The following is a 19,425-nucleotide window of genomic DNA, read 5'->3' on the forward strand; positions in this document are numbered from 1 at the left end:
CGTCGCCGACGATCCGCCACGACGACGAATTCAGGACCTTCGCTTCACATATGCGAAGCATCGCCCCCACGCGGGATTAAAGTATTCCCGGAAAAGCGTTCAGCGGCTTTCCTGCCGGAGTTTAGGCAAAACAATGGGATGGATCGGCCGTGAGAGCCCGGGAAACACGCCAGTCTCGTCCGAGGACAAGACTGGCGCATGATGAAGCCGGCCGCTCTTCTTCCATCAAGCGGAACGCCTACCAGCAGGTAAAGCCCGCATCGACATTGACGATGGCGCCCGTCATCAGGCTTGCAGCATCCGATGCGAGGAAGAGGACCGCGCTCGCGACTTCCTCGGGCGTGCCCATCCGCCCCATCGGCGTGTCGGCAAGCCATATCGGAATGCGATCGCGATTGGCCTCGACCGCCATGACCATCGGCGTCTCGATATAGGTCGGGGCGACGGCATTCACCCTTACGCCGTGCTCAGCCCATTCGGCCGCCATCGAACGCGTGAGATGATGGACCGCCGCCTTGGACACGTTATACGGCGTCTGCGGCTGCGGCCGATTGCAGATGGTTCCGGACATCGAACCGAGATTGACGATGGCGCCGCGCTTCATCGCGACCATGTGACGGCCGAAGGAACGCGAGCACCAGAACACGCCATTGACGTTGACATCCATCATGCGCAGCCAATCGGCATCCGTGACATCCTGCGACGGGATGCCGCTCTGGCCGATCCCGGCATTGTTCACCAGGATCGTCACGGCACGGCCGCCATCGGCAAGCTCGGTGGCGATCGCTTCCATCCGCGCGGACTCGGTCACATCGCCGATCCGCAGGTCGATGTCGTAGCCCTTCTCCCGCAGGGCGAGCGCCTCTCGGGCATCGGCCTCGCCGCGCTCGATGACGATAACGGACGCTCCGGCCTCGGCCAGCGCCTCCACGCAGCAAAGGCCGATCGCACGGCCGCCGCCGGTGACCACCGCACGCTCGCCGTCAAGGCGAAATTTTTTCTGGTAGCTCATGGTACGGCTCCTCAGATGTCGAAAGCGCTCGGCAGGACCACAACGTCGCGGATCGTGACGTTGCGCGGGCGCGTCAGCATGAACATGATCGCATCGGCCACTTCTTTGGGTTCGATCAACGCGCCGGCCTCCTTTGCCTTGCGCAGGTTTTCTTCAGGCCAATCGGCGAGCAGGGCGCTGATGACGGGGCCTGGAGAAACCGAGCCAACGCGGATTCCGCTCTTCAGAAGCTGACGACGCATGGTTTGCACGAAGCATGTCATCGCCCATTTCGACGGCGAATAAACGGGCTCCCAAGGCACCGGGGAATGGCCCGCGACCGAGCTGGTGATGATGATGTCGCCGGTTCCCCGCTCGATCATATGCGGCGCCACCGTCCGGACGTTCTTGATGACGACATTGACGTTCAGGTTGAGCATCCGGTCGATGGCGTCGAGATTGGCCTCCACCAGGTCGCCGCCGATATAGGTGCCGGCATTGGCATGCAGAATGTCGAGATGTCCGACCTTGGCGAGGATGCCGTCCAGCAGCGAGGCGCATTGCTCGGTATCCAGCAGGTCGATGGCGAGCGGGATAGCCCTCTCTCCCAGGCGCTCGCAAACCGATCCCAGCGCCTTTTCGTCGCGATCGACGAGAACCACCGTCGCCCCGGCCGCGATCATGGCTTCCGTGGATGCCAATCCGATCCCGGATGCTGCCCCGGTCACCGCAGCCACTTTTCCCTTCAATTCGTCCATTCTCTCCTCCTTGGGTTAGACTTCTATCGTCTTCCTGCACCGCAAGCCGCGTGATACTCCGCAAGGCTCCGGGTAACTCGCCAGATCAGGACCTCCTCGGGGTCCAGCGGCGCATCGGCAAAATGCTGCGCGGCAGGCATATGCTGCCAGAACAGCGGCAGTGGTATGGTCCGCCCCCGCAAAGCATCACATAGTTTCTCGACAGCCGACTGGGCGTCCGCCGAAGCCCAGTAATAGCGGATGCGGTCGGATAGCGAATAATGCCGCAGCCACCGCTTTTCCCCTTCCGTTCCGTGATAGTGCTGGCTCCAGTTCTTCGGATGAGCCAGCATCAACGTTTCCATGGCGACATGGAGCGGCCGCTCGCCATAATCGGACACGAGATCGGAAGCGATCAGATCCAGCCCGTAAAGGGCCTCACGCAACACGAAAGTCAGTTCGGGGCCGACCTTCAGGATGGGAAACCCGTCTTCGACAAGAGCGGTCAGCGGCGCAGTGCCTTGGTAGTCGGTCGAGTGGGCTTCGAAAACGAATTGCCGCTCGTCGGCCAGCACGGACTTCAGCTCGGCTATCTTGCTGCGGTCGTAGGCAATGACATTGTGATTGCCGAATTCGACGCCCGGTTGGACGACCAGTCCGATGGCGCGTCCAAACGCCTCGTGCAGGCCAGCTTCCTCAAACACGCGACGATGGATATCGATCGTCTTGCGGGCAGCCGAGGCGGCTGTCGGCTCAATGGCCGTCAGCGCATGATCGGCGCCGCCCGGCGGCGGGACCTCCGTGCCGATCACATAGACCGGCATGGCGCCGCCGCTCCTTCTTGCCGAAGCTTCGGCGACACCAGCAAGGCGTGCCGCGCGATGGGCGGTGGTCTCGTCGTCGAGCGCCACGGGCTCGCCCCTGCAGCCCATCGAGGCGTCCAGGTGGATTTTTCGAAATCCGGCATCGACATAAGCGGCGACCATTTTCTCCGCTTCGGCCATGGCGTCTTCAGCCTGACGATCCCGCCAAGGATTTGGGCCGAGATGATCCCCACCCAGAACGATGAGCTGCTCCGGGCAGTCCTCCTCCTCGGCGATCCGCCGGACAAGGGCAGCGAAGTCGCCCGGCGTCATGCCGGTATAACCGCCCAGGTGATTGACCTGGTTGCAGGTCGCCTCGATCAGCACAGTACTCGAATGCAGGCGTCCGTGCCGGAGCGCGGCCCTGAGTACCAGCGGGTGCGCCGAGCATACCGAGGTGATGCCCTTCGGCCGGCCTTCGGCTCTCAGCCTCGCCAGTTGATTGAGATGGATCTGCATCAGGTGCGCCTCGCGGTCGCGGCGATGAACGCATCGAGTTCCTCGCGGGTGCCGGCACCTTCCATCGGGCCGACGACGGTGACATTGCGAGCGCCGGCCGCCGCCGCATAGGTCAGGGCATCTTCTGCAGACATGCCCAGGCGGCGGCAGGTGAGATAGGCGCCGCCAAAACAATCGCCGGCGCCGGTCGGATCGATTTCCTTGACGATAAAGGCCGGAGCATCGATGCGCTCGCCCCTGCTGTTGAAATAGGTCGCCCCATCCGCTCCCCGCTTCAGCACGATCTCCTTGACCCCGATATCGAACAGGCGGCGGATCGCATTCGCTTCGCCTTCGACACCCGCCGCCCGCTCCAATTCCTCTCCGGACGGCAGCAGCAGATCGGCGGCGGCGGCGAGCTTGGCAAAACGGCGTTCGGTGTCCTCGTCGAGCCTGAGTTCTTTGCGGATATTCGGATCGATGGAAAGCGTGCCGCCGCGAGCCTTGACGATATCGACGGCCCTGTCGATCACCGCGCATGCGCTCGGGACCGACAACGCCGAGCCCATGACATGCAGATGACCGCCGCGAGCGATGAGATCGCGGACAGCTTCGCTCCAGCCGAAACGCGCGGCGGCGGACTTGGCGATGTTGTAGACGAAATCGCGGGAGCCGTTCTCGCGGTAACGAACGAAGGCGCTGCCCGTCGGGTAATCGGGGTCAATGGATATCGCTGAGATATCGACGCCATCGCGCTTCAGCCTTTCGATATTCACCCGGCCAAAATCGTCGGCGCCGACAGCGCCGATCATGGCTGCGTTGCCGCCGAGCCGCCCGCATTGGGAAATGAAAATCGCCGGCGCACCGCTGGCGAAAGGCCCGATGAGTGGCTGGGCTTCGACGAACCCATCGCCGACGGTCGTGGCGACGATCTCCACGAGAATTTCCCCGACGCATATCGTCGGGCCGAGCTGGTCAGGAGCCAGTGCTGAAGTCATCGCAGTCATGCTTTCGATACCTGTTGTTGTCAAACCGCCGCGCGCGGCTGCATGCCATCATCACCGCTGAACTCCTCGTTTTCCAGCGAAAGGAAGCGCTGATGAAGCATGCAAGCGGCTCCGAATGCGGACCCGAATTCCGCGTCTTCGTCAACGACGATTTCGGGATTGGGAAAGGGAATATTCTGGCCCTCGGCCATGTGGACGGCGACGCGGGCGGCAACCATCGGATAGAGAGATGCCACCGAGCCACCGAGCACGATCCTGCCGGGGTCGATCAGCCGACAGGCCTGCAATAGCGCATATGCCAGATGACGCGACCATGTCTCCGCAATGTTGACGGCCGCCGGAACACGGTCACGAACGCCGACCCAAAAGTCCTGCAGATCGGCGTCGCTCCGCCCGACCGCCTCGCGATACTGCCTGATCAGCACTTCGCGCCCGATCAGCTGTTCGAATTTCTGCCCGCCGCTCCCGGACACGAGAGTGTGGCCGATCTCGCCGGCCAGGCCATGGCCGCCGCGAAACAGCTTGCCGTCGATGACGATCCCGCCGCCGACGCCGGTCTCCATGAGCAGGAAGAGCGTCACGCCTGCGATGCGACTGCGATAACTGTCCCCTATCGCAAAGGCATTCGCATCGTTCTCTACTGCGATCGGAACCTCGACCGGAAATGCGGACCGGCAGATTTCCTTCAGCGGGACATCCCGCCATCCGAGAATTGGCGCAAGGCTCACAGACCCATCGGGCCGAATATGGGCCGGCGTCGATATGCCCAGCCCCCTGCACCGCGCCATCATCTCCTTTGTCATGTCGCCGACGATAAGTGCCACGCCATGTTCGACGGCCCTCTCGACCGTCGAAGACAGCGTGTCGAAGGCAACCTTGCGGCAAACCCTGACTTCGGCGGCAAGATCGATAACGACAGCGGATATGTGCTCCACACCGATCTCGATGCCGACGAAAAACGCGGCATCGGGGATGAGTTCCAGCATGATCCCCGGCCGTCCCGCGCGCGATTGCTCTCCGCGCCTGCTGCCCGCCTCCAACTCATGAACAAATCCGCCCTCCGTCAACTCGGCGACGATCTCACCCGAGGACGAGCGGTTCATGCCGAGCTTTCGCGCCAGATCCGCGCGGCTCATGCCGCGATGGCTGTAGATCGCCTGCAGGGCCGCAACGAGATTGCTCTGGCGAATTCTACGCGGCGAGCTTCCGATGGAGACGGTGTCGTTCATGTTCCAATCCCTTCAAATCGACCCGCGCCAACTTACACGGCCGGAGCGGGTCATACGAAGGATTATCAGGGACGAGCGCTTGTGGCACGCCGCCGTCTGGCCTCGTCATATTTGAGCTCGATATAACGCTTCGCATGGGCGGCAAGGGGATCGTTGTCGGTCCATGTGTCGCGCCAGATCGCACAGGCGAGCGACAATCCCTCGTCGACGACGGCAGCCGAAAAGCTCTCGAACACGATGTCGCGCTTGTAGCCGATATCGAGGAGGGCGTCGAAAATGAGGTCGAAGTCGATGACGCCGTCGCCGAGATAGCCTCGATTGCTTTCGCCGATGTGGAAGTAACCGACCTTGTCGCCGGCCAGGCGGATCGCCGCGGCGGGATTGGCCTCCTCGATGTTCATGTGGAACGTATCGAGATGCAGGCGAACATGATCGGAGCCGGTCTCGGAGATGAATTTCAGCCCTTGCGCGGTCGTGTTCAACAGATTGGTCTCGAACCGGTTGACGATTTCGAGGACGAGATCGACTTTCGCTTGCCCGGCCACTTCGGCCGTCGCCGCAATGGCGGCGACGCTGTTGTCCCAGCCCTTCCTCGTTGGCTGGCGATTGTACTTGGTATGCGCGGAATAAAGGATCCCGCCGAGCTTGTTGCCGCCGATGTCCCGGACTGCGCGCACCGCATCGGCCAGCATCCGCTTGCCATCCGCAACGACCGAGGGATCCTCGCTCGACACGTCCTTGTCGGGCGGCAACCCCATCGTCACGCCGATCTCCACGTCAAGCGACTGCGCGAGCCTCGCAAGCCGGTCCAGGTTGAATTTTTCGGGGCGAAGATAGGCGAACTCGATGGTTCCATAACCGTGCTCGGCCGTTTTTTGCAGGGCCGTTTCGAGCCCTTCCTGGGTTTGGCCGCTCGTCCATACAAATGAATGGATTCCCAAGCGTCGCATCGTCGTATCCTCGCGGTTCTTCCCAGGTATTTTGGACAGAATTAAGTTACTTAGTATGGCAAAGCAACAAATAAATTTATCAACGTGACTTTTGTTTTGGCACGAATATCGTTGCGCTGCAGCATTTTATGGCACGGCTGATATGCAGGTACCATTTCGCCGACATTATCGACAACCAAAACAACAGCATAGCTCCATAATTTGCATGTTAAGGCAACAAATATTGCAAACGCCGGAATTTGGAGCTAAGAATCCCTCGGCGAATGATCTCGCTGTAATCTGGGAGGATTGAAATGAGATACGCTATGAAAGCCAGCGCCATAGCGCTGACGCTTAGCCTTGCCGGCGTCGCTTCGCCGGCCTGGGCAGACTTCTGGTCCGACGCCGGAGCGAAATTCAAGGGCGTGACGCTGCATGGAGTGACCGAGTCCACGCCCCCTTCCAACTTCATCAAGGATGTGCTGGCACCCGAATTCGAGAAGAAAACGGGCATCAAGGTCGAAATCGAAACGACGTCCTGGGATCAGATGTACGACAAGGCGATCAAGGACATGGAAGCCGGCACCGGCATCTATGACGTCGTCTACATCGAGCAGGACATCGTCTATTCCTATATGGCGCGAAACTTCCTGACCGATATCACCAAGGCACTGAAGAACCAGCCGGATCTGAAGGCGCCGACCTACGATGCCGCCAACTTCACCAGCTTCTCCAACTACTTCAAGGACGCGAACGGGGATCTTTACGGCGTTCCGATGGAGGCTTTCCTCAAGACCTATCTCTATCGCAAGGACCTGTTTGAAGATCCGGAAATCCAGGCGGCTTTCAAGCAGAAGACGGGCCATGATCTGAAACCCGCGATGACCCACGAGCAATATACGGAAATCGCCGACTTCTTTACCCAATGGGGCAAGGATCACAACATGCAGCTATGGGGCTCGACGGCGCAGGCCCATACGGGCCATCCAGCCTCATGGTACGAATTCTTCGAGTCCGTCGCGCCGACCTTCGGCGTCTACAACTGGGGCATCGATGCCGGGAAGGACTATGCCGCGACTGTCGAGCATGGTGGCCAGATGAACAGCGACAAGGCGAAGGCCGCGCTGAAATGGTGGCTGCATCTGCGCGACATCGCGCCGCCGGAATCCTCGCAATCCACATGGACGGAAGTCGCCACGACCTTTGCCGCCGGCCGGGTGGCGCAGGGTCTGGTCTATGGCGAGAACGCGGCATGGATCGCGACCGATTCATCACAGTCGAAGGTCACGGGCAAGGTCGGCTTCGCTCTGCCGCCGCTCAAGCCGGGCGTGCTCGAGGCAGCCGAAGCCGGCAAGGGTTATGTCGGCTATTATGACGGCGGCGCCTTCGGCCTGCCTGTCTCCTCCAAGAACCAGGAGGCCGCCCTGCTCTTCCTGCAATTCATCGGCCAGAACGAGGTGCAGCCCGATTGGGCCGTCGCCGCGCCGCGCGTCACCAATACCGCCACCTTCGACGACCCCAAGATCAAGGCCATGGATGTCAAGCTTGGCGGCTTCTATACGATGCTGAAAGATCAGGGCAAGCTCTTCGCAGGCGCCCCGCCCTATCCGTTCCACGCCCAGGTGCGCGAAGCAACCGCCCCGATTTTCTTCGACATCCTGACCGGCAAGATCGGCCCGGACGAGGGCCTCGACAAGATGGCGGCGAAGACGGAGGAAGAGCTGACCTCGCTCGGCTATCGCAAATAGCCTTCCCTTCCGAACGGGCAGGCCGCGGTCAATAGCGGCCGGTCTTCCCGTCGCTGCAAAACGGGCACCTTAGCAACCGCCACAGGGGGATAGGCGATGCATTCACAGAAGCTCGGCTGGCTCTTGCTGTCACCAACCATAGTGATCCTCGGGCTCTTCGGCATTTTTCCGTTCGTCTATGTCGTCTGGGTTTCCTTTCATGCGTGGAATCCCTTTGCCGCCAATCCCCACATGGTCTTCAACTGGGCGGAAAATTACCGCAAGGTCGTTTTCGATCAGCAGTTCCTGGCGTCCCTGGGCATCACGGCCGCGTTCGTCTTCTTCGCCGTGACCTCGGAGATCGTGCTCGGCTATGTGCTCGCGCAGGCGCTCCTGAAGGATTTCCCCGGCAAGGCGATATTCCGCACCATCCATACCCTGCCGTTGATCATGGCGCCGATCATCGTCGGATCCGTCTGGAAGCTGATGACGACGCCCTCGATCGGCATCATCCCATATCTGCTGCACAGCTGGTTCGGCTTCGATCTCAACATCGGCCAAAGCGCGCTTGCGGCTTTCATTGTCACAGTGATCATGGACATCTGGCATTGGACGCCGCTGGTGACGCTTTCGCTGATCGCCGCCCTGGTGTCATTGCCGCCGGACCCGTTCGAGCAGGCGCAGATCGACGGCGCGGGCAAGAGCCAGATCTTCTGGCACATCACTCTTCCGATGATCCGGCCGGCCTTGATCGCCACCGTCTTCATCCGGCTCATGGATGCGCTGCGGACGGTGGACGAAGTACTGATGCTGACCGGCGGCGGCCCCGGCTCCGCGACGCGCTACCTCGGCGTGCACATCTTCAGGGAAGTCTTTCCCAAGACGAACTACGGCTATGGTTCGGCCATCTCCGTCGTCGTGCTGTATCTGACCATCGTCGTCTGCTGGCTGCTCTATGTCAGCCTGATCGCGCCGCGCGCCAAGAAAGGTTGAAGCGATGAAGACCCGCAATCCTTGGCTTCTGGTCGTCATGTGGATCGCCATCAGCTTTGCGACCCTCTTTCCGATCTACTGGCTCTTCGTCATCTCGGTGAAGCCGACGGTCGAGCTGTTCTCGACGCCCGAAATCATCCTGAGAAGCCTGTTCTGGAAGAACTACACCGACGTCCTGAACAACCCGACGCTGCGCGGCTATATGGTGAACTCGCTGCTCATTTCCTCGGGCAATGCGCTGCTGGTGACGACGCTCGGCTTTCTGGCCTGCTACGCGCTTTCGCGGTTCGACCTTGCCGGCAAGGAGAGCATCTTTTTCTGGACGATCACCAACAGAATGGCGCCGCCGGCCGTATTCCTGCTGCCGCTCTTTCTGCTGCTCACCCAGGTCTACAAGATCGGCAGCTTTTCCTTTGCGGATTCGCGGATCGGCATGATCCTCGTCTATTGCTCGTTCAACCTTCCCTTCGCGATCTGGACGCTTCGTCCGACCGTCGAAGGTATTCCCAAAGAGCTTGACGAGGCCGCCTATGTCGACGGCGCAAGCACATGGACCGTTCTATCGGATATCATATTCCCGCTGGCGCGACCGGGGTTGGCGGTGACGCTGATCCTCACCTGGGTTTTCGCATGGAACGAGTATCTGCTCGCAGCCACCCTGACCAATTTCAGGGCGCGCACCTTGACCACCGGCCTTTCGGAATATGTCACGACGACAGGCACGCAATGGGGGATCATGGCGGCGATATCGGTCTTCACCCTCATTCCCGCTCTCATCGTCTTCACCGTCGTGCAGCGCCACATCGTTGCGGGCCTGACCTTCGGTGCCGTGAAAGGATAATGCCATGCCTTCGGAATCCGAAAACGGCGAGCACAAGGCGGGGTTCCTGCCGATAGAAACGAATTGGTTCGACCGGCTGTTCATCTCGGTCGTCATCTGGGTGGCGTTGTCGCTGCTCTGGATGCGCTTCATCGAACCATTGGGACTGTCGGTCTGGATAGCGACGGCGATTTCCGTCGTGCTCGGCGCCTACATCATCCGGCGCGGGTGAGGCAAGGAATGCCGGCAACGGCCATGAAAACACAGCATGCATTGCGGCATCTGGGAGGAAGACATTGGCAAACGTACAGATTAGCGACGTCACGAAGAAATATGGCGCCCTTCAGGTCATGCATGGTGTCAGCGTCGACATCGACGACGGTGAATTCGTCGTTCTGGTAGGCCCCTCCGGCTGCGGAAAATCCACGCTGCTGCGCATGGTCGCGGGCCTTGAGACGGTCAGCGGCGGCGATATCAGGATTGGGGGCCGCATCGTCACCAATGCTCCGCCGAAGGAGCGCGACATCGCCATGGTCTTTCAATCCTACGCGCTCTATCCGCACAAGACGGTCGCCGAGAACATGGGCTTTCCCCTGAAGATGGCGAAACGCCCCAAGGCGGAAATCGATGAAAAGGTGCGCCGCGCCGCCGAAATCCTCGATCTCTCCCGTTACCTCGATCGCTATCCGAAACAACTGTCCGGCGGCCAGCGCCAGCGCGTCGCCATGGGCCGCGCCATCGTCCGAGATCCGCAGGTCTTCCTCTTCGACGAGCCCCTTTCGAACCTCGATGCCAAGCTTCGTGTGACGATGCGGGTCGAGATCAAGGAATTGCATCAACGGCTGAAAACCACCACCATCTACGTCACGCACGACCAGATCGAGGCCATGACGATGGCCAGCAAGATCGTCGTGATGCGCGACGGACGGGTGGAGCAGGTCGGCAGGCCGCTGGAGCTATATGATTTTCCGGCGAATATCTTCGTCGCAGGCTTTATCGGCAGTCCTTCGATGAATTTCCTGAAGGGCCGGATCGGCAATCGCGATGGTCGCAAGGTCGTCATCACCGAGCAAGGCGTCGTTCTGCCGGTGGAGACGGTGAACGCCGAGGACGGAAGGCCGGTGACCTATGGAATTCGGCCCGAACACATCACCATCGGCGATGGCGGAATCCCCGTCGAGGTGTCCGTATTCGAACCGACCGGCTCCGAGACGCTGATCTTCGGCCGGGTCGGCGGCGTGCCGATCGATGCACTCATTCGCGAGCGGATCGAAATCGCGTCGGGGCGAACAATGCATTTTCGTATTGACCCGCGCCATGTTCATATCTTCGATCAGGAAACCGGCACGAGATTGTAAAAGGACGTTCTGATGAATTTCGAAGGGAAGAAAGTGATCGTCACCGGCGCAGGCAAGGGCATTGGCCGCGTGACGGCGGAAATACTTGTGAAACGCGGCGCCCGCGTCGTGGCCTTGACCAGAAGTGCGGCGGACGTCGCCGCGCTGCGCGATGAACTGGGCTGCGAGGCCATTCAGATCGATCTTGCCGACGCCGGAAAGACGCGGGAGGCGGCATTGGCCGCTCTTCCAGCGGATTATCTCGTCAATTGCGCGGGGACGACCGAGCTGCAGTCATTTCTCGAAACCACGGTCGAAGCCTTCGATCACTTGGTCGCGGTCAATACCCGCGCGCCGATGATCGTGGCACAGGAATTTGCCCGCTCGTTGATCGAAAGGGGCTTATCCGGCGCGATCGTCAACGTATCCTCCGTCGCCGCCTTCGTCGGCATACCGGATCATGCGGCCTATTGCGCTTCGAAAAGCGGGCTGGACGGCCTGACGCGCGTGATGGCGAAAGAGCTGGCGCCGAAAGGCATTCGCGTCAATGGCGTCCATCCGACCGTCACGCTGACACCGATGGCCATCAAGGCTTGGAGCGACCCCGAAAAGGCAGCGCCGATGCGCGAACGGATCCCGGTCGGTCGATTTGCCGAACCTGCTGACGTCGCCGAGGTCATCCTGTTCCTGCTTTCGGACGAGGCGGCCATGGTCAACGGCATCTCGATGCCGGTCGACGGCGGCTATATGATCGCCTGAGATCGCCCGGCTTGATGGTGTCGCGCGGCCATATCGTTGCTGGTGCGCCGTCGCATGGATTTCAGCGATATGGAGCTGCCGTCAGGCAGCCTCTTCGTAGATCAGATCGGGCGCAGCGGTCCATTCTCCCCGCCCGCATGCTCGCCGCAGGCGACTTGGTCAAGGCAGAGTGCCTTGAACGACACGGCCATCGCCGGTGACGCTGCTTCAATGCGGTTGCCAAAAGGAAGCCTTCTAATTCACGCGCCCGATATATTGAGCCATGTCGAACATCCGGTTGGAAAAGCCCCATTCGTTGTCGTACCAGCCGAACACCCTGAGGAGGCCACCGGCGGAAAGCGACATCTCCGGTCCACTTAAGACGAGCGATTCAGGGCGGCCGCGCAGATCGACCGACACCAATGGCTTCTCGATCCAGCCCAATACCGGCGATCCCTCGGCGACATGCTTCAATCTTGCGCGCATGGTGTCCAGGTCCGAAACGTTCCGAACCGCAACCGTCAGATCGATCGCCGAGACGCTGGCGGTCGGCACACGAAGGGCGCGCGCTTCGATGAGACCGGCGAGATGAGGAAGCACGTCGCCGACGATCGCATGCGCGCTCGTCGTCGTCGGTACCATCGAAAGGGCGGCGGCGCGGCTGCGCGACAGTTCCGATCGCGGCTGATCGATCGTCGGCTGGCTCGCCGTGTAGCAATGAACCGTGGTCATCTGGCCGCCGATAATGCCGAATTCCCGGTCGACAACGCGCAAAAGCGGTGCAAGCGCATTCGTCGTGCATGATGCGTTTGAAATCACGGCCTGGTCGCGGAAGGCCTCCTCGTTCGCCCCCAGCACCAGCGTCACATCGGCCGCGGCGGAAGGGCCGGAAATGAGAACTCTCCTTGCTCCGGCCGTAATTCCCCGCTGCGCTACGACCCGTGATTTGGCATGTCCGGTACATTCCAGGACAACATCGATGCCGCGAAGATCGAGCTTGCTGATGTCGGGAGCATTGTGAAACGGTATCGAAACGCCGCCGACGACAAGGAACTGCTCCTCGAAGGAAACCGGCTCCGTCCAAGGACCGTACACGCTGTCGAATTCAAAGAGATAAGCACATGTCTCCAGATCGGCGATATCGTTGATCAGCACGACTTCGATGTCGCGACGATCCCGCAGAAGGAGGCGCAGGACGGAACGTCCGATCCTGCCAAATCCGTTGATTGCAATCCTTATTGGCCGGGCCGACATGCGAATCTCCACCTACTCCATCAAGTGGAAACTTTAGACGACATCGCCGCCTCGTGCCTCCCCCAAATGCGCCGTTTCAGAAATCGACCTCGATTGCCACGCCTTTCGCCAAAGCGAGCGCGACGGCCGCTGAAGCAACGGCAAGATCCTGAAGGCCGACACCCGTACCATCGAACAGTGTGACTTGATCCTGAGACGTTCGGCCGGGATGTGTTCCGTTGATAACGGCGCCAATTTCGACGATGGCCTCTTTCCGGATCAGCCCCTTTTCGATGGCGTGCTGTGTTTCGCCGATCGTTATGGCCTGCGCGACTTCATCGGTGAAGACGGTTGCGGCGGCGAGGAGCTCGGCCTCGACCTCCTGCTTGCCCTTCGTATCCGTGCCCATGCAGGCGAGATGCGTGCCGGCGCGGACCTGCGAAGCCTTGAGGAGCGGAGCGAAGGACGATGTAATCGAAATGATGACATCGGATTCAGCCCCCAGTCGATCGCGATCGACTGCCTCGAAGGGAAGGCCCTCCTCCTTGGCAACCTCCTCCAGACGGCTCAGCATGTCGGGATGCGGGTTCCAGGCGACGATCTTTTCGAATGCGCGCTGCTCAAGGGCTGCGCGCAACTGAAACGTCGACTGGTGACCCGCGCCGATCATGCCGAGGACCTTCGCGTCTTTTCGGGCGAGATATTTGATCGAGATTGCCGATGCGGCGGCCGTCCGCAGCGCGGTCAGCAGGTTGCCGCCGACCACGGCACGACATTTTCCGGTATCCGCGTCAAACAGGAAGATGGCGGACTGGTGGTTCGTAAGGCCTCTGCTGGCATTGTTTGGCCAGAACCCGCCAGACTTGAGGCCGAGCGCCAGGCTCTTGCGATCGAAGCCGGACTTGAAGCCATACAGCGCATCGGCATGGCCGATCGCCTCCCGGATTACGGGAAAATTATAGGCCGACCTGTTCGCCATCGAGGCGAAGACCTCTTCGACCGCCTTGAGACAATCAGAGGGCGTGACCAACTCGGCGATGGCACTTTCAGGAATGATGATCATTGTATTTCCGCCGGGTTTCCGGGGGCCAAAGCCCCCTATTTCATCAGTAAGCCTTGCCGCGCGCCGACACCGGCCAAAGCGTTTCAACCTTGCCGTTACGCACGCCGACATACCAGTCGTGAACATTGCAGGTCGGATCGCAATGGCCCGGAACAAGGCGGAGTTTCTCGTTGATCTTGAGAACGCCGTTCGGATCTTCGATAACGCCGTGCTCGTCGGAGCATTTGATGTATTTCACGTCATTGCGACCATAGACAAAGGGCAGGCCGGAATCGACCGACTGTGCCTTGAGGCCGGCATCGCAGATTGCCTTGTCGGGCTTTGCATGGCTCATGACGCTCGTCAGGATGAACAGGGCATTCTCCCATTCGCCCTGGTCGATCCGCTTGCCGTCCTTGTCCTGGATGCGACCGTAGTCGGCATCCATGAATGCGTAACTGCCGCACTGCAGCTCATTGTAGACGCCCGAATTGCTCTCGAAATAGTAGCTGCCGGTGCCGCCGCCGCTGACCAGCTCAGGCTCGAGACCTTCGGCCTTGAGGGTATCGACGGCATCCTTGACCTGGGCAATGGCCGCGTCGAGCTTCGCCTTGCGGTCTTCATATTTATCGATGTGCTGCATCGCGCCCTGATAGGCCTGGATGCCGGTGAACTTGAGACCGGGTGCCGCATGGATGGCATTGGCGATCTCGACGACGGCTGACGTCGTCGTGACGCCGCAGCGTCCTGCGCCGCAATCGATCTCCACGAGGCATTCCAGCGTCGTGCCGTATTTCTGTACCGCCTTCGACAGCTCTTCAACATTTGAGAGATCATCGACGCAGACGATGATGCGTGCGCCGTGCTGCGGCAGAAGCGCCAGGCGGTCGATCTTTGCCGGATCGCGAACCTGGTTCGAGACCAGGACATCCTTGATGCCGCCGCGCACGAAAACTTCGGCCTCGGAAACCTTCTGGCAGCAGACCCCGATTGCACCGCCAAGTTCCTGCTGAAGCCTGAGGACATCGACGGATTTATGCATCTTGCCATGCGCCCTGTGCCGCATGTTGTGGGCCTTGGCATAGTCGCCCATCCTGCGGATGTTATGCTCGAGCGCATCGAGATCGAGGATCAGGCATGGTGTCTGGATTTCGTCGACGCTCATGCCGGGAAGAGCCGGCACATCGTAGCCGACTTCCATGCCGGCGAATTTCGGTTCCATGTTCATTGCTCTTTCTCCCTTATTGCCAAGGCAATTTATCGAGGTCGACGTTTCCGCCGGTGATGATGATGCCAATGCGTTGACCGGCGAAAACCTCCCTATTCTTGATGATCGCCGCCAGCGGGACGGCGCTGGAGGGTTCCATGACGATCTTCATCCGCTTCCAGATGAGCTTCATCGCATCGACGATGTCCTCTTCGGAGGCCGTCAGGATATCGGTCACGTGGTTTCTGACGAAATGCCAGGTCAGATCTTTGAGCGGCACCTTCAGACCGTCGGCCACCGTATTCGGCGCGTCATCGGCAATGATATAGCCCGCCTTGAAGCTGCGGTAGGCATCATCGGCCTGCTCGGGTTCGGCCGCGTAGATCCTGACGTTCGGCGCGAGGTTCGACAATGTAAGGCAGGTTCCCGACACCATGCCGCCGCCGCCAATCGGCGCCACGACGGCATCGAGGCCGTCGACCTGCTCGATCAGCTCCATCGAGCAGGTCGCCTGGCCTGCAATGACGCGCGGATCATTGTAGGGATGCACGAATTCAGCGCCGGTCTCGGCAACGACCTCCGCAAAGACGGCCTCGCGCGACGAGGTCGAAGGTTCGCATTCGACCACCCTGCCGCCATATCCCCTGACGGCATCCTTCTTTGCCTGCGGGGCGGTCCGCGGCATGACGACGGTGCAGGGAATGCCTCGCCGCCCGGCGGCGTAAGAAAGGCACGTTCCGTGGTTGCCGGATGAATGCGTGGCAACGCCGCGGGCTGCCCGCTCGTCGCTCAGGCCGAAAACAGCGTTGGATGCGCCGCGGGCCTTGAACGCGCCGGCTTTCTGGAAGTTCTCGCATTTGAAGAACAGTTCGGCGCCGACAAGCGAGTTGATGAAACTGGAGGTGAGAACCGGTGTGCGATGGATGTAGGGCTTGATGCGCGTATGCGCAGCCACCATGTCGGCCAATGTCGGAATGTACATCGTATAGCTCCTCAGGCCGCGGCCTGAATCTTCGATTGGTGGTCGTTGCGATAGTGCTCCTGCGCAGCCGCAACGCCCGAACCGAGTTTGACGTTGAGACCAAGATCGACCATGGCCATCTCGGCCGTCGCAATGCCCGACAGAGCCATGACGTCAGTCAAACTGCCGAGATGCCCGATCCGGAACACCTTGCCGGCAACCTCGCCCAACCCGGTTCCGAAAGCGACATCGTACTTCTTCGCGGCATGCGCGACGATCGAGGTGGCGTCGAAACCTTGCGGCGTGCGGATCGCACTCACCGTGTCGGAATAGAGTTCCTCGCTTCTGGCGCACAGATCGAGACCCCACGCCCAAACGGCGGCGCGAATGCCGCCGGCAATACGGCGATGTCTTACAAATACGTTCTCCAGGCCTTCCGCCAAAAGCAGTTCGGTCGACAGCTTCAAGCCATTCAGAAGTCCGACCGCCGGGGTATAGGGATAGGCGTTGTTCGCATAACTCTTCGCCATATCGCGAATGTCGAAGAAGGTGCGCGGGAGCTTTGCATGGTCGACGGCTGCCAGGGCCTTCGGGGAAAAAGCCGTGATCGCCAGGCCGGCCGGCAGCATGAAGCCCTTTTGCGAACCGGTCACGGCGATATCGACGGACCATTCGTCCATGCGGAAATCCATCGAGGCGATGGAGCTGACGCCATCGACGAACAACAGGGCGGGATGGCCGGCAGCGTCGATCGCCCGGCGGATAGCCGCGATATCGGATTTAACGCCAGTTGCCGTCTCGTTGTGCGTGACCAGTACAGCCTTGATTTCATGCGCGGTATCGGCTGCGAGAACCTCCTCATAGCGATCGGCGGGAGCGCCGCCGCCCCACTCGGCCTCGATGATATCGACCTTGAGGCCATGGCGTTGGCACATGTCGATCCAGCGATGGCTGAACATGCCATAGCGGGCCGCCAATACGCGGTCACCCGGGCTGAGTGTATTGGTAATGGCCGTTTCCCATCCACCGGTTCCCGTGGACGGAAATACGAATATGGAGGCCTTCTCGGTTTTCATGACCTTCTTTACGCCGGCAAGCGCCGGCCGCAGAATTTCGCCGAAGAGCGGGGAGCGATGATCGAGCGTGGGCATGTCCGCAGCCTTGCGAAGGACTTCGGGCATATTCGTCGGACCAGGGATGAAAACCGGATTTTGCATGTACATCTGGGTGTCCTCCTAATGTTGAACGATGGATAGCATGTCCGGCACAGGAGATAAATTTTTTTGAAATCATTTTTCATGATGTGCGAAATATAGATATTATCTAGTTAGAACAGATATTTGACTTTTTTCATTAGTTAATTTATTTTTTCAGAACGGAATTTTCTGCAATAGACTTCTCAAGGAGACGATGACCGATGGCTGTCGAAATGCGCCGACGAGGACGTCCCAAGGCTTTCAATGGTCCTCAGACACAAAATACGATCCAGGCACTCGATCGCGCATTGGACGTGCTTGATGCGCTCTCGACACCGGAGGGGATGACGCTCTCGGAGCTCGCCGGGAAGCTCGGGCAATCCGCGGCAACCATGCACCGCGTGCTCGCGACGCTGGAGCGGCGCGAATTCGTCGAGATCAGCCCCGACCGCCAGGTATGGTATATCGGCCCGGAGGCATACCGGCTCGGCTCCGCCTTTCTCCGGCGCACCAATGTCGTCGAGCGAAGCCGCCCGATCATGCGGGAGCTCATGCTGGAAACGGGTGAGACCTCCAACCTCGGCATCGAGAAGGATGGAAATGTCCTGTTCATCAGCCAGGTGGAGACCCACGAGTCGATCCGGGCCTTTTTCCCGCCGGGGACGCTGTCGCCACTGCATGCCTCCGGCATCGGCAAGGCGCTGCTGAGCACCTATGACGATGATCGCCTCGCTACGCTTTTCAGGAAAAAGGAGCTGGAACGCTTCACCGAGAATACCATGCGCTCCTTTGAGCAGCTGCGCGAGGAACTGCTGAAGACGCGGGACCGCGGCTATTCCTTCGACGATGAGGAGCGGACCAAGGGAATGCGCTGCGTCGCCGCACCGATCCTGAACGTGCATGGGGAAGCCATAGCAGGCATTTCCGTCTCCGGACCGAAGCATCGTCTCCAGGACGCCGACATCCACCGGATCGGTGAACGCGTGAGGAGTGCTGCCGGAATGGTATCTCGTCGCCTCGGAGCTCCGTGAGATTGAGCAACCTCATCGCGGAATCCACGGGCAGCTAGTTGGGGGGGGCGTTCCGGCTGGAGGTATCTATTCCATCGACTGGACCAGAAAGGAACGATGTTGCGCAGATGTAGTTTTTAGACTACAACCGCGCCCATGATTGAGTTAAAGCAAACCGCGACCTTCGCAAAATGGGAATCCCGCCTCCAAGACAAGCGAGCCAAAACCATTATCGCGGCGCGACTGATGCGGTTGGCTGAAGGCTTGCCGGGCGACGTCGAACCGGTAGGCGAAGGCGTTAGCGAACTGCGGATTCACTACGGCTCTGGATATCGCATCTACTTCCAGCGGCGCGGAAATCTCCTGATCGTGTTGCTATGCGGCGGGAACAAAGGATCGCAAGCCCGCGACATCGCCGCCGCCAAGAAACTGGCTAAAGAATGGAGTGCACAAGATGACTGAAAAACTGACCACCTACGACCCTGCCGCCGCGCTGGTGGACGATGAAGAAATCGCCGCTTTCATGGCGGATGCCTTTGAAACTGGCGACGCCGCCTATGTTGCCAAGGCGCTTGGTGTTGTCGCCCGGGCTAAAGGCATGACCGAAATATCTCGCAAAACCGGGCTATCTCGGGAACAGCTCTACCGTTCGTTTAGCGAACGCGGAAACCCGACACTCAAAACGACACTTGCAGTGATGCGCGCACTTGGCGTTGACATAACCGCCAAGCCCCATACCGCACAATGACCGTACCCTTTAGCTTCCAGTCGTCTGTGTTCGATTTGAACTAAAGCTTGTTTGCGGCAACGATGAGTCTTTGTAGATCAAGGCCTTACAAGACTGAAATCCATGAAAGTTCCATCGACCCGCGAAAAGCAGCTTTAGGATATTATTTCGCTCCGCTCGGAACGGCTCCCTGAAACGAGGGAAGTCTCGGCACGGTCCGTGCCGTATGGATCGCTTCGG

At 60.1% G+C, this 19,425-nt stretch carries 20 protein-coding genes; 9 read left to right on the forward strand and 11 right to left on the reverse strand.

Annotation, left to right across the window (positions count from 1 at the left end; translation table 11 throughout):
- Positions 1 to 238: 238 nt before the first annotated feature.
- From CCGE531_RS24225 to CCGE531_RS24250, 6 genes are all read right to left on the reverse strand, one after another.
- Positions 239 to 1,012 (reverse strand): SDR family oxidoreductase, encoded by a 774-nt coding sequence (locus CCGE531_RS24225; protein ID WP_120668490.1) that lies wholly within the window; start codon positions 1,010 to 1,012, stop codon positions 239 to 241.
- 11 nt (positions 1,013 to 1,023) lie between these two features.
- Positions 1,024 to 1,749, reverse strand: a complete 726-nt coding sequence (locus tag CCGE531_RS24230) for an SDR family oxidoreductase (protein WP_120668492.1) — start codon at positions 1,747 to 1,749, stop codon at positions 1,024 to 1,026.
- A gap of 23 nt (positions 1,750 to 1,772) precedes the next feature.
- Positions 1,773 to 3,050: a D-tagatose-bisphosphate aldolase, class II, non-catalytic subunit gene (locus CCGE531_RS24235; RefSeq protein WP_120668494.1), complete on the reverse strand. Its 1,278-nt coding sequence runs from the start codon at positions 3,048 to 3,050 to the stop codon at positions 1,773 to 1,775.
- On the reverse strand, positions 3,050 to 4,027 hold the full coding sequence (locus tag CCGE531_RS24240; protein WP_120668496.1) for a sugar kinase: 978 nt from the start codon (positions 4,025 to 4,027) through the stop codon (positions 3,050 to 3,052). Before CCGE531_RS24240 ends, CCGE531_RS24235 begins: the two co-directional genes overlap by 1 nt.
- A 29-nt stretch (positions 4,028 to 4,056) precedes the next feature.
- Positions 4,057 to 5,265 carry an ROK family transcriptional regulator gene (locus tag CCGE531_RS24245; RefSeq protein ID WP_120668498.1) on the reverse strand — a complete coding sequence of 403 codons (1,209 nt, stop codon included), beginning with the start codon at positions 5,263 to 5,265 and terminating at the stop codon, positions 4,057 to 4,059.
- A 65-nt stretch (positions 5,266 to 5,330) separates the two neighbouring features.
- Positions 5,331 to 6,215 (reverse strand): sugar phosphate isomerase/epimerase, encoded by an 885-nt coding sequence (locus CCGE531_RS24250; RefSeq protein WP_120668500.1) that lies wholly within the window; start codon positions 6,213 to 6,215, stop codon positions 5,331 to 5,333.
- A 293-nt stretch (positions 6,216 to 6,508) separates the two neighbouring features.
- Between CCGE531_RS24250 and CCGE531_RS24255 the strand changes: the two genes are divergently transcribed.
- The 6 genes from CCGE531_RS24255 to CCGE531_RS24280 all read left to right on the forward strand — a co-directional run bounded on the left by CCGE531_RS24255 (position 6,509) and on the right by CCGE531_RS24280 (position 11,830).
- Positions 6,509 to 7,942, forward strand: coding sequence for an extracellular solute-binding protein (locus tag CCGE531_RS24255; protein WP_120668502.1), 1,434 nt, complete (start codon positions 6,509 to 6,511; stop codon positions 7,940 to 7,942).
- 96 nt (positions 7,943 to 8,038) lie between these two features.
- Positions 8,039 to 8,914 (forward strand): sugar ABC transporter permease, encoded by an 876-nt coding sequence (locus tag CCGE531_RS24260; RefSeq protein WP_120668504.1) that lies wholly within the window; start codon positions 8,039 to 8,041, stop codon positions 8,912 to 8,914.
- 4 nt (positions 8,915 to 8,918) lie between these two features.
- Positions 8,919 to 9,755: a carbohydrate ABC transporter permease gene (locus CCGE531_RS24265; protein WP_120668505.1), complete on the forward strand. Its 837-nt coding sequence runs from the start codon at positions 8,919 to 8,921 to the stop codon at positions 9,753 to 9,755.
- Between the two features lie 4 nt (positions 9,756 to 9,759).
- Positions 9,760 to 9,966 (forward strand): DUF2160 family membrane protein, encoded by a 207-nt coding sequence (locus CCGE531_RS24270; protein WP_120668507.1) that lies wholly within the window; start codon positions 9,760 to 9,762, stop codon positions 9,964 to 9,966.
- 64 nt (positions 9,967 to 10,030) lie between these two features.
- Positions 10,031 to 11,092, forward strand: a complete 1,062-nt coding sequence (gene ugpC / locus CCGE531_RS24275; RefSeq protein ID WP_120668509.1) for a sn-glycerol-3-phosphate ABC transporter ATP-binding protein UgpC — start codon at positions 10,031 to 10,033, stop codon at positions 11,090 to 11,092.
- 12 nt (positions 11,093 to 11,104) lie between these two features.
- Complete coding sequence (locus CCGE531_RS24280; protein ID WP_120668511.1) at positions 11,105 to 11,830, forward strand: SDR family oxidoreductase; 726 nt, start codon at positions 11,105 to 11,107, stop codon at positions 11,828 to 11,830.
- Positions 11,831 to 12,064: 234 nt separating this feature from the next.
- Here CCGE531_RS24280 and CCGE531_RS24285 read toward each other — a convergent pair whose 3' ends face one another.
- The 5 genes from CCGE531_RS24285 to bhcA form a co-directional block, all read right to left on the reverse strand.
- Positions 12,065 to 13,063: a glyceraldehyde 3-phosphate dehydrogenase NAD-binding domain-containing protein gene (locus CCGE531_RS24285; RefSeq protein ID WP_120668513.1), complete on the reverse strand. Its 999-nt coding sequence runs from the start codon at positions 13,061 to 13,063 to the stop codon at positions 12,065 to 12,067.
- Between the two features lie 76 nt (positions 13,064 to 13,139).
- Positions 13,140 to 14,105, reverse strand: a complete 966-nt coding sequence (gene bhcD, locus CCGE531_RS24290; protein ID WP_120668515.1) for an iminosuccinate reductase BhcD — start codon at positions 14,103 to 14,105, stop codon at positions 13,140 to 13,142.
- A 43-nt stretch (positions 14,106 to 14,148) separates the two neighbouring features.
- Entirely contained in the window at positions 14,149 to 15,312 is a 1,164-nt protein-coding gene (bhcC, locus tag CCGE531_RS24295; RefSeq protein WP_120668517.1) for a 3-hydroxy-D-aspartate aldolase BhcC, read from the reverse strand.
- Between the two features lie 13 nt (positions 15,313 to 15,325).
- Positions 15,326 to 16,273, reverse strand: coding sequence for a beta-hydroxyaspartate dehydratase BhcB (gene bhcB / locus CCGE531_RS24300; protein WP_120668519.1), 948 nt, complete (start codon positions 16,271 to 16,273; stop codon positions 15,326 to 15,328).
- Between the two features lie 11 nt (positions 16,274 to 16,284).
- Positions 16,285 to 17,475 (reverse strand): L-aspartate--glyoxylate aminotransferase BhcA, encoded by a 1,191-nt coding sequence (gene bhcA, locus CCGE531_RS24305; protein WP_120668521.1) that lies wholly within the window; start codon positions 17,473 to 17,475, stop codon positions 16,285 to 16,287.
- Positions 17,476 to 17,669: 194 nt separating this feature from the next.
- On the opposite strand from bhcA, the gene bhcR reads away from it, so the two are divergent.
- The 3 genes from bhcR (at position 17,670) to CCGE531_RS24320 (ending at position 19,206) form a co-directional block, all read left to right on the forward strand.
- Positions 17,670 to 18,479 (forward strand): HTH-type transcriptional regulator BhcR, encoded by an 810-nt coding sequence (gene bhcR / locus CCGE531_RS24310; protein WP_120668523.1) that lies wholly within the window; start codon positions 17,670 to 17,672, stop codon positions 18,477 to 18,479.
- Positions 18,480 to 18,614: 135 nt separating this feature from the next.
- Positions 18,615 to 18,920: a type II toxin-antitoxin system RelE/ParE family toxin gene (locus CCGE531_RS24315; protein WP_120668525.1), complete on the forward strand. Its 306-nt coding sequence runs from the start codon at positions 18,615 to 18,617 to the stop codon at positions 18,918 to 18,920.
- Positions 18,913 to 19,206, forward strand: a complete 294-nt coding sequence (locus CCGE531_RS24320) for an addiction module antidote protein (RefSeq protein WP_120668527.1) — start codon at positions 18,913 to 18,915, stop codon at positions 19,204 to 19,206. Before CCGE531_RS24315 ends, CCGE531_RS24320 begins: the two co-directional genes overlap by 8 nt.
- Positions 19,207 to 19,425: the final 219 nt, after the last annotated feature.

Origin of the sequence: Rhizobium sp. CCGE531 (assembly GCF_003627795.1) — a bacterium.
Classification (GTDB): Bacteria; Pseudomonadota; Alphaproteobacteria; order Rhizobiales; family Rhizobiaceae; genus Rhizobium.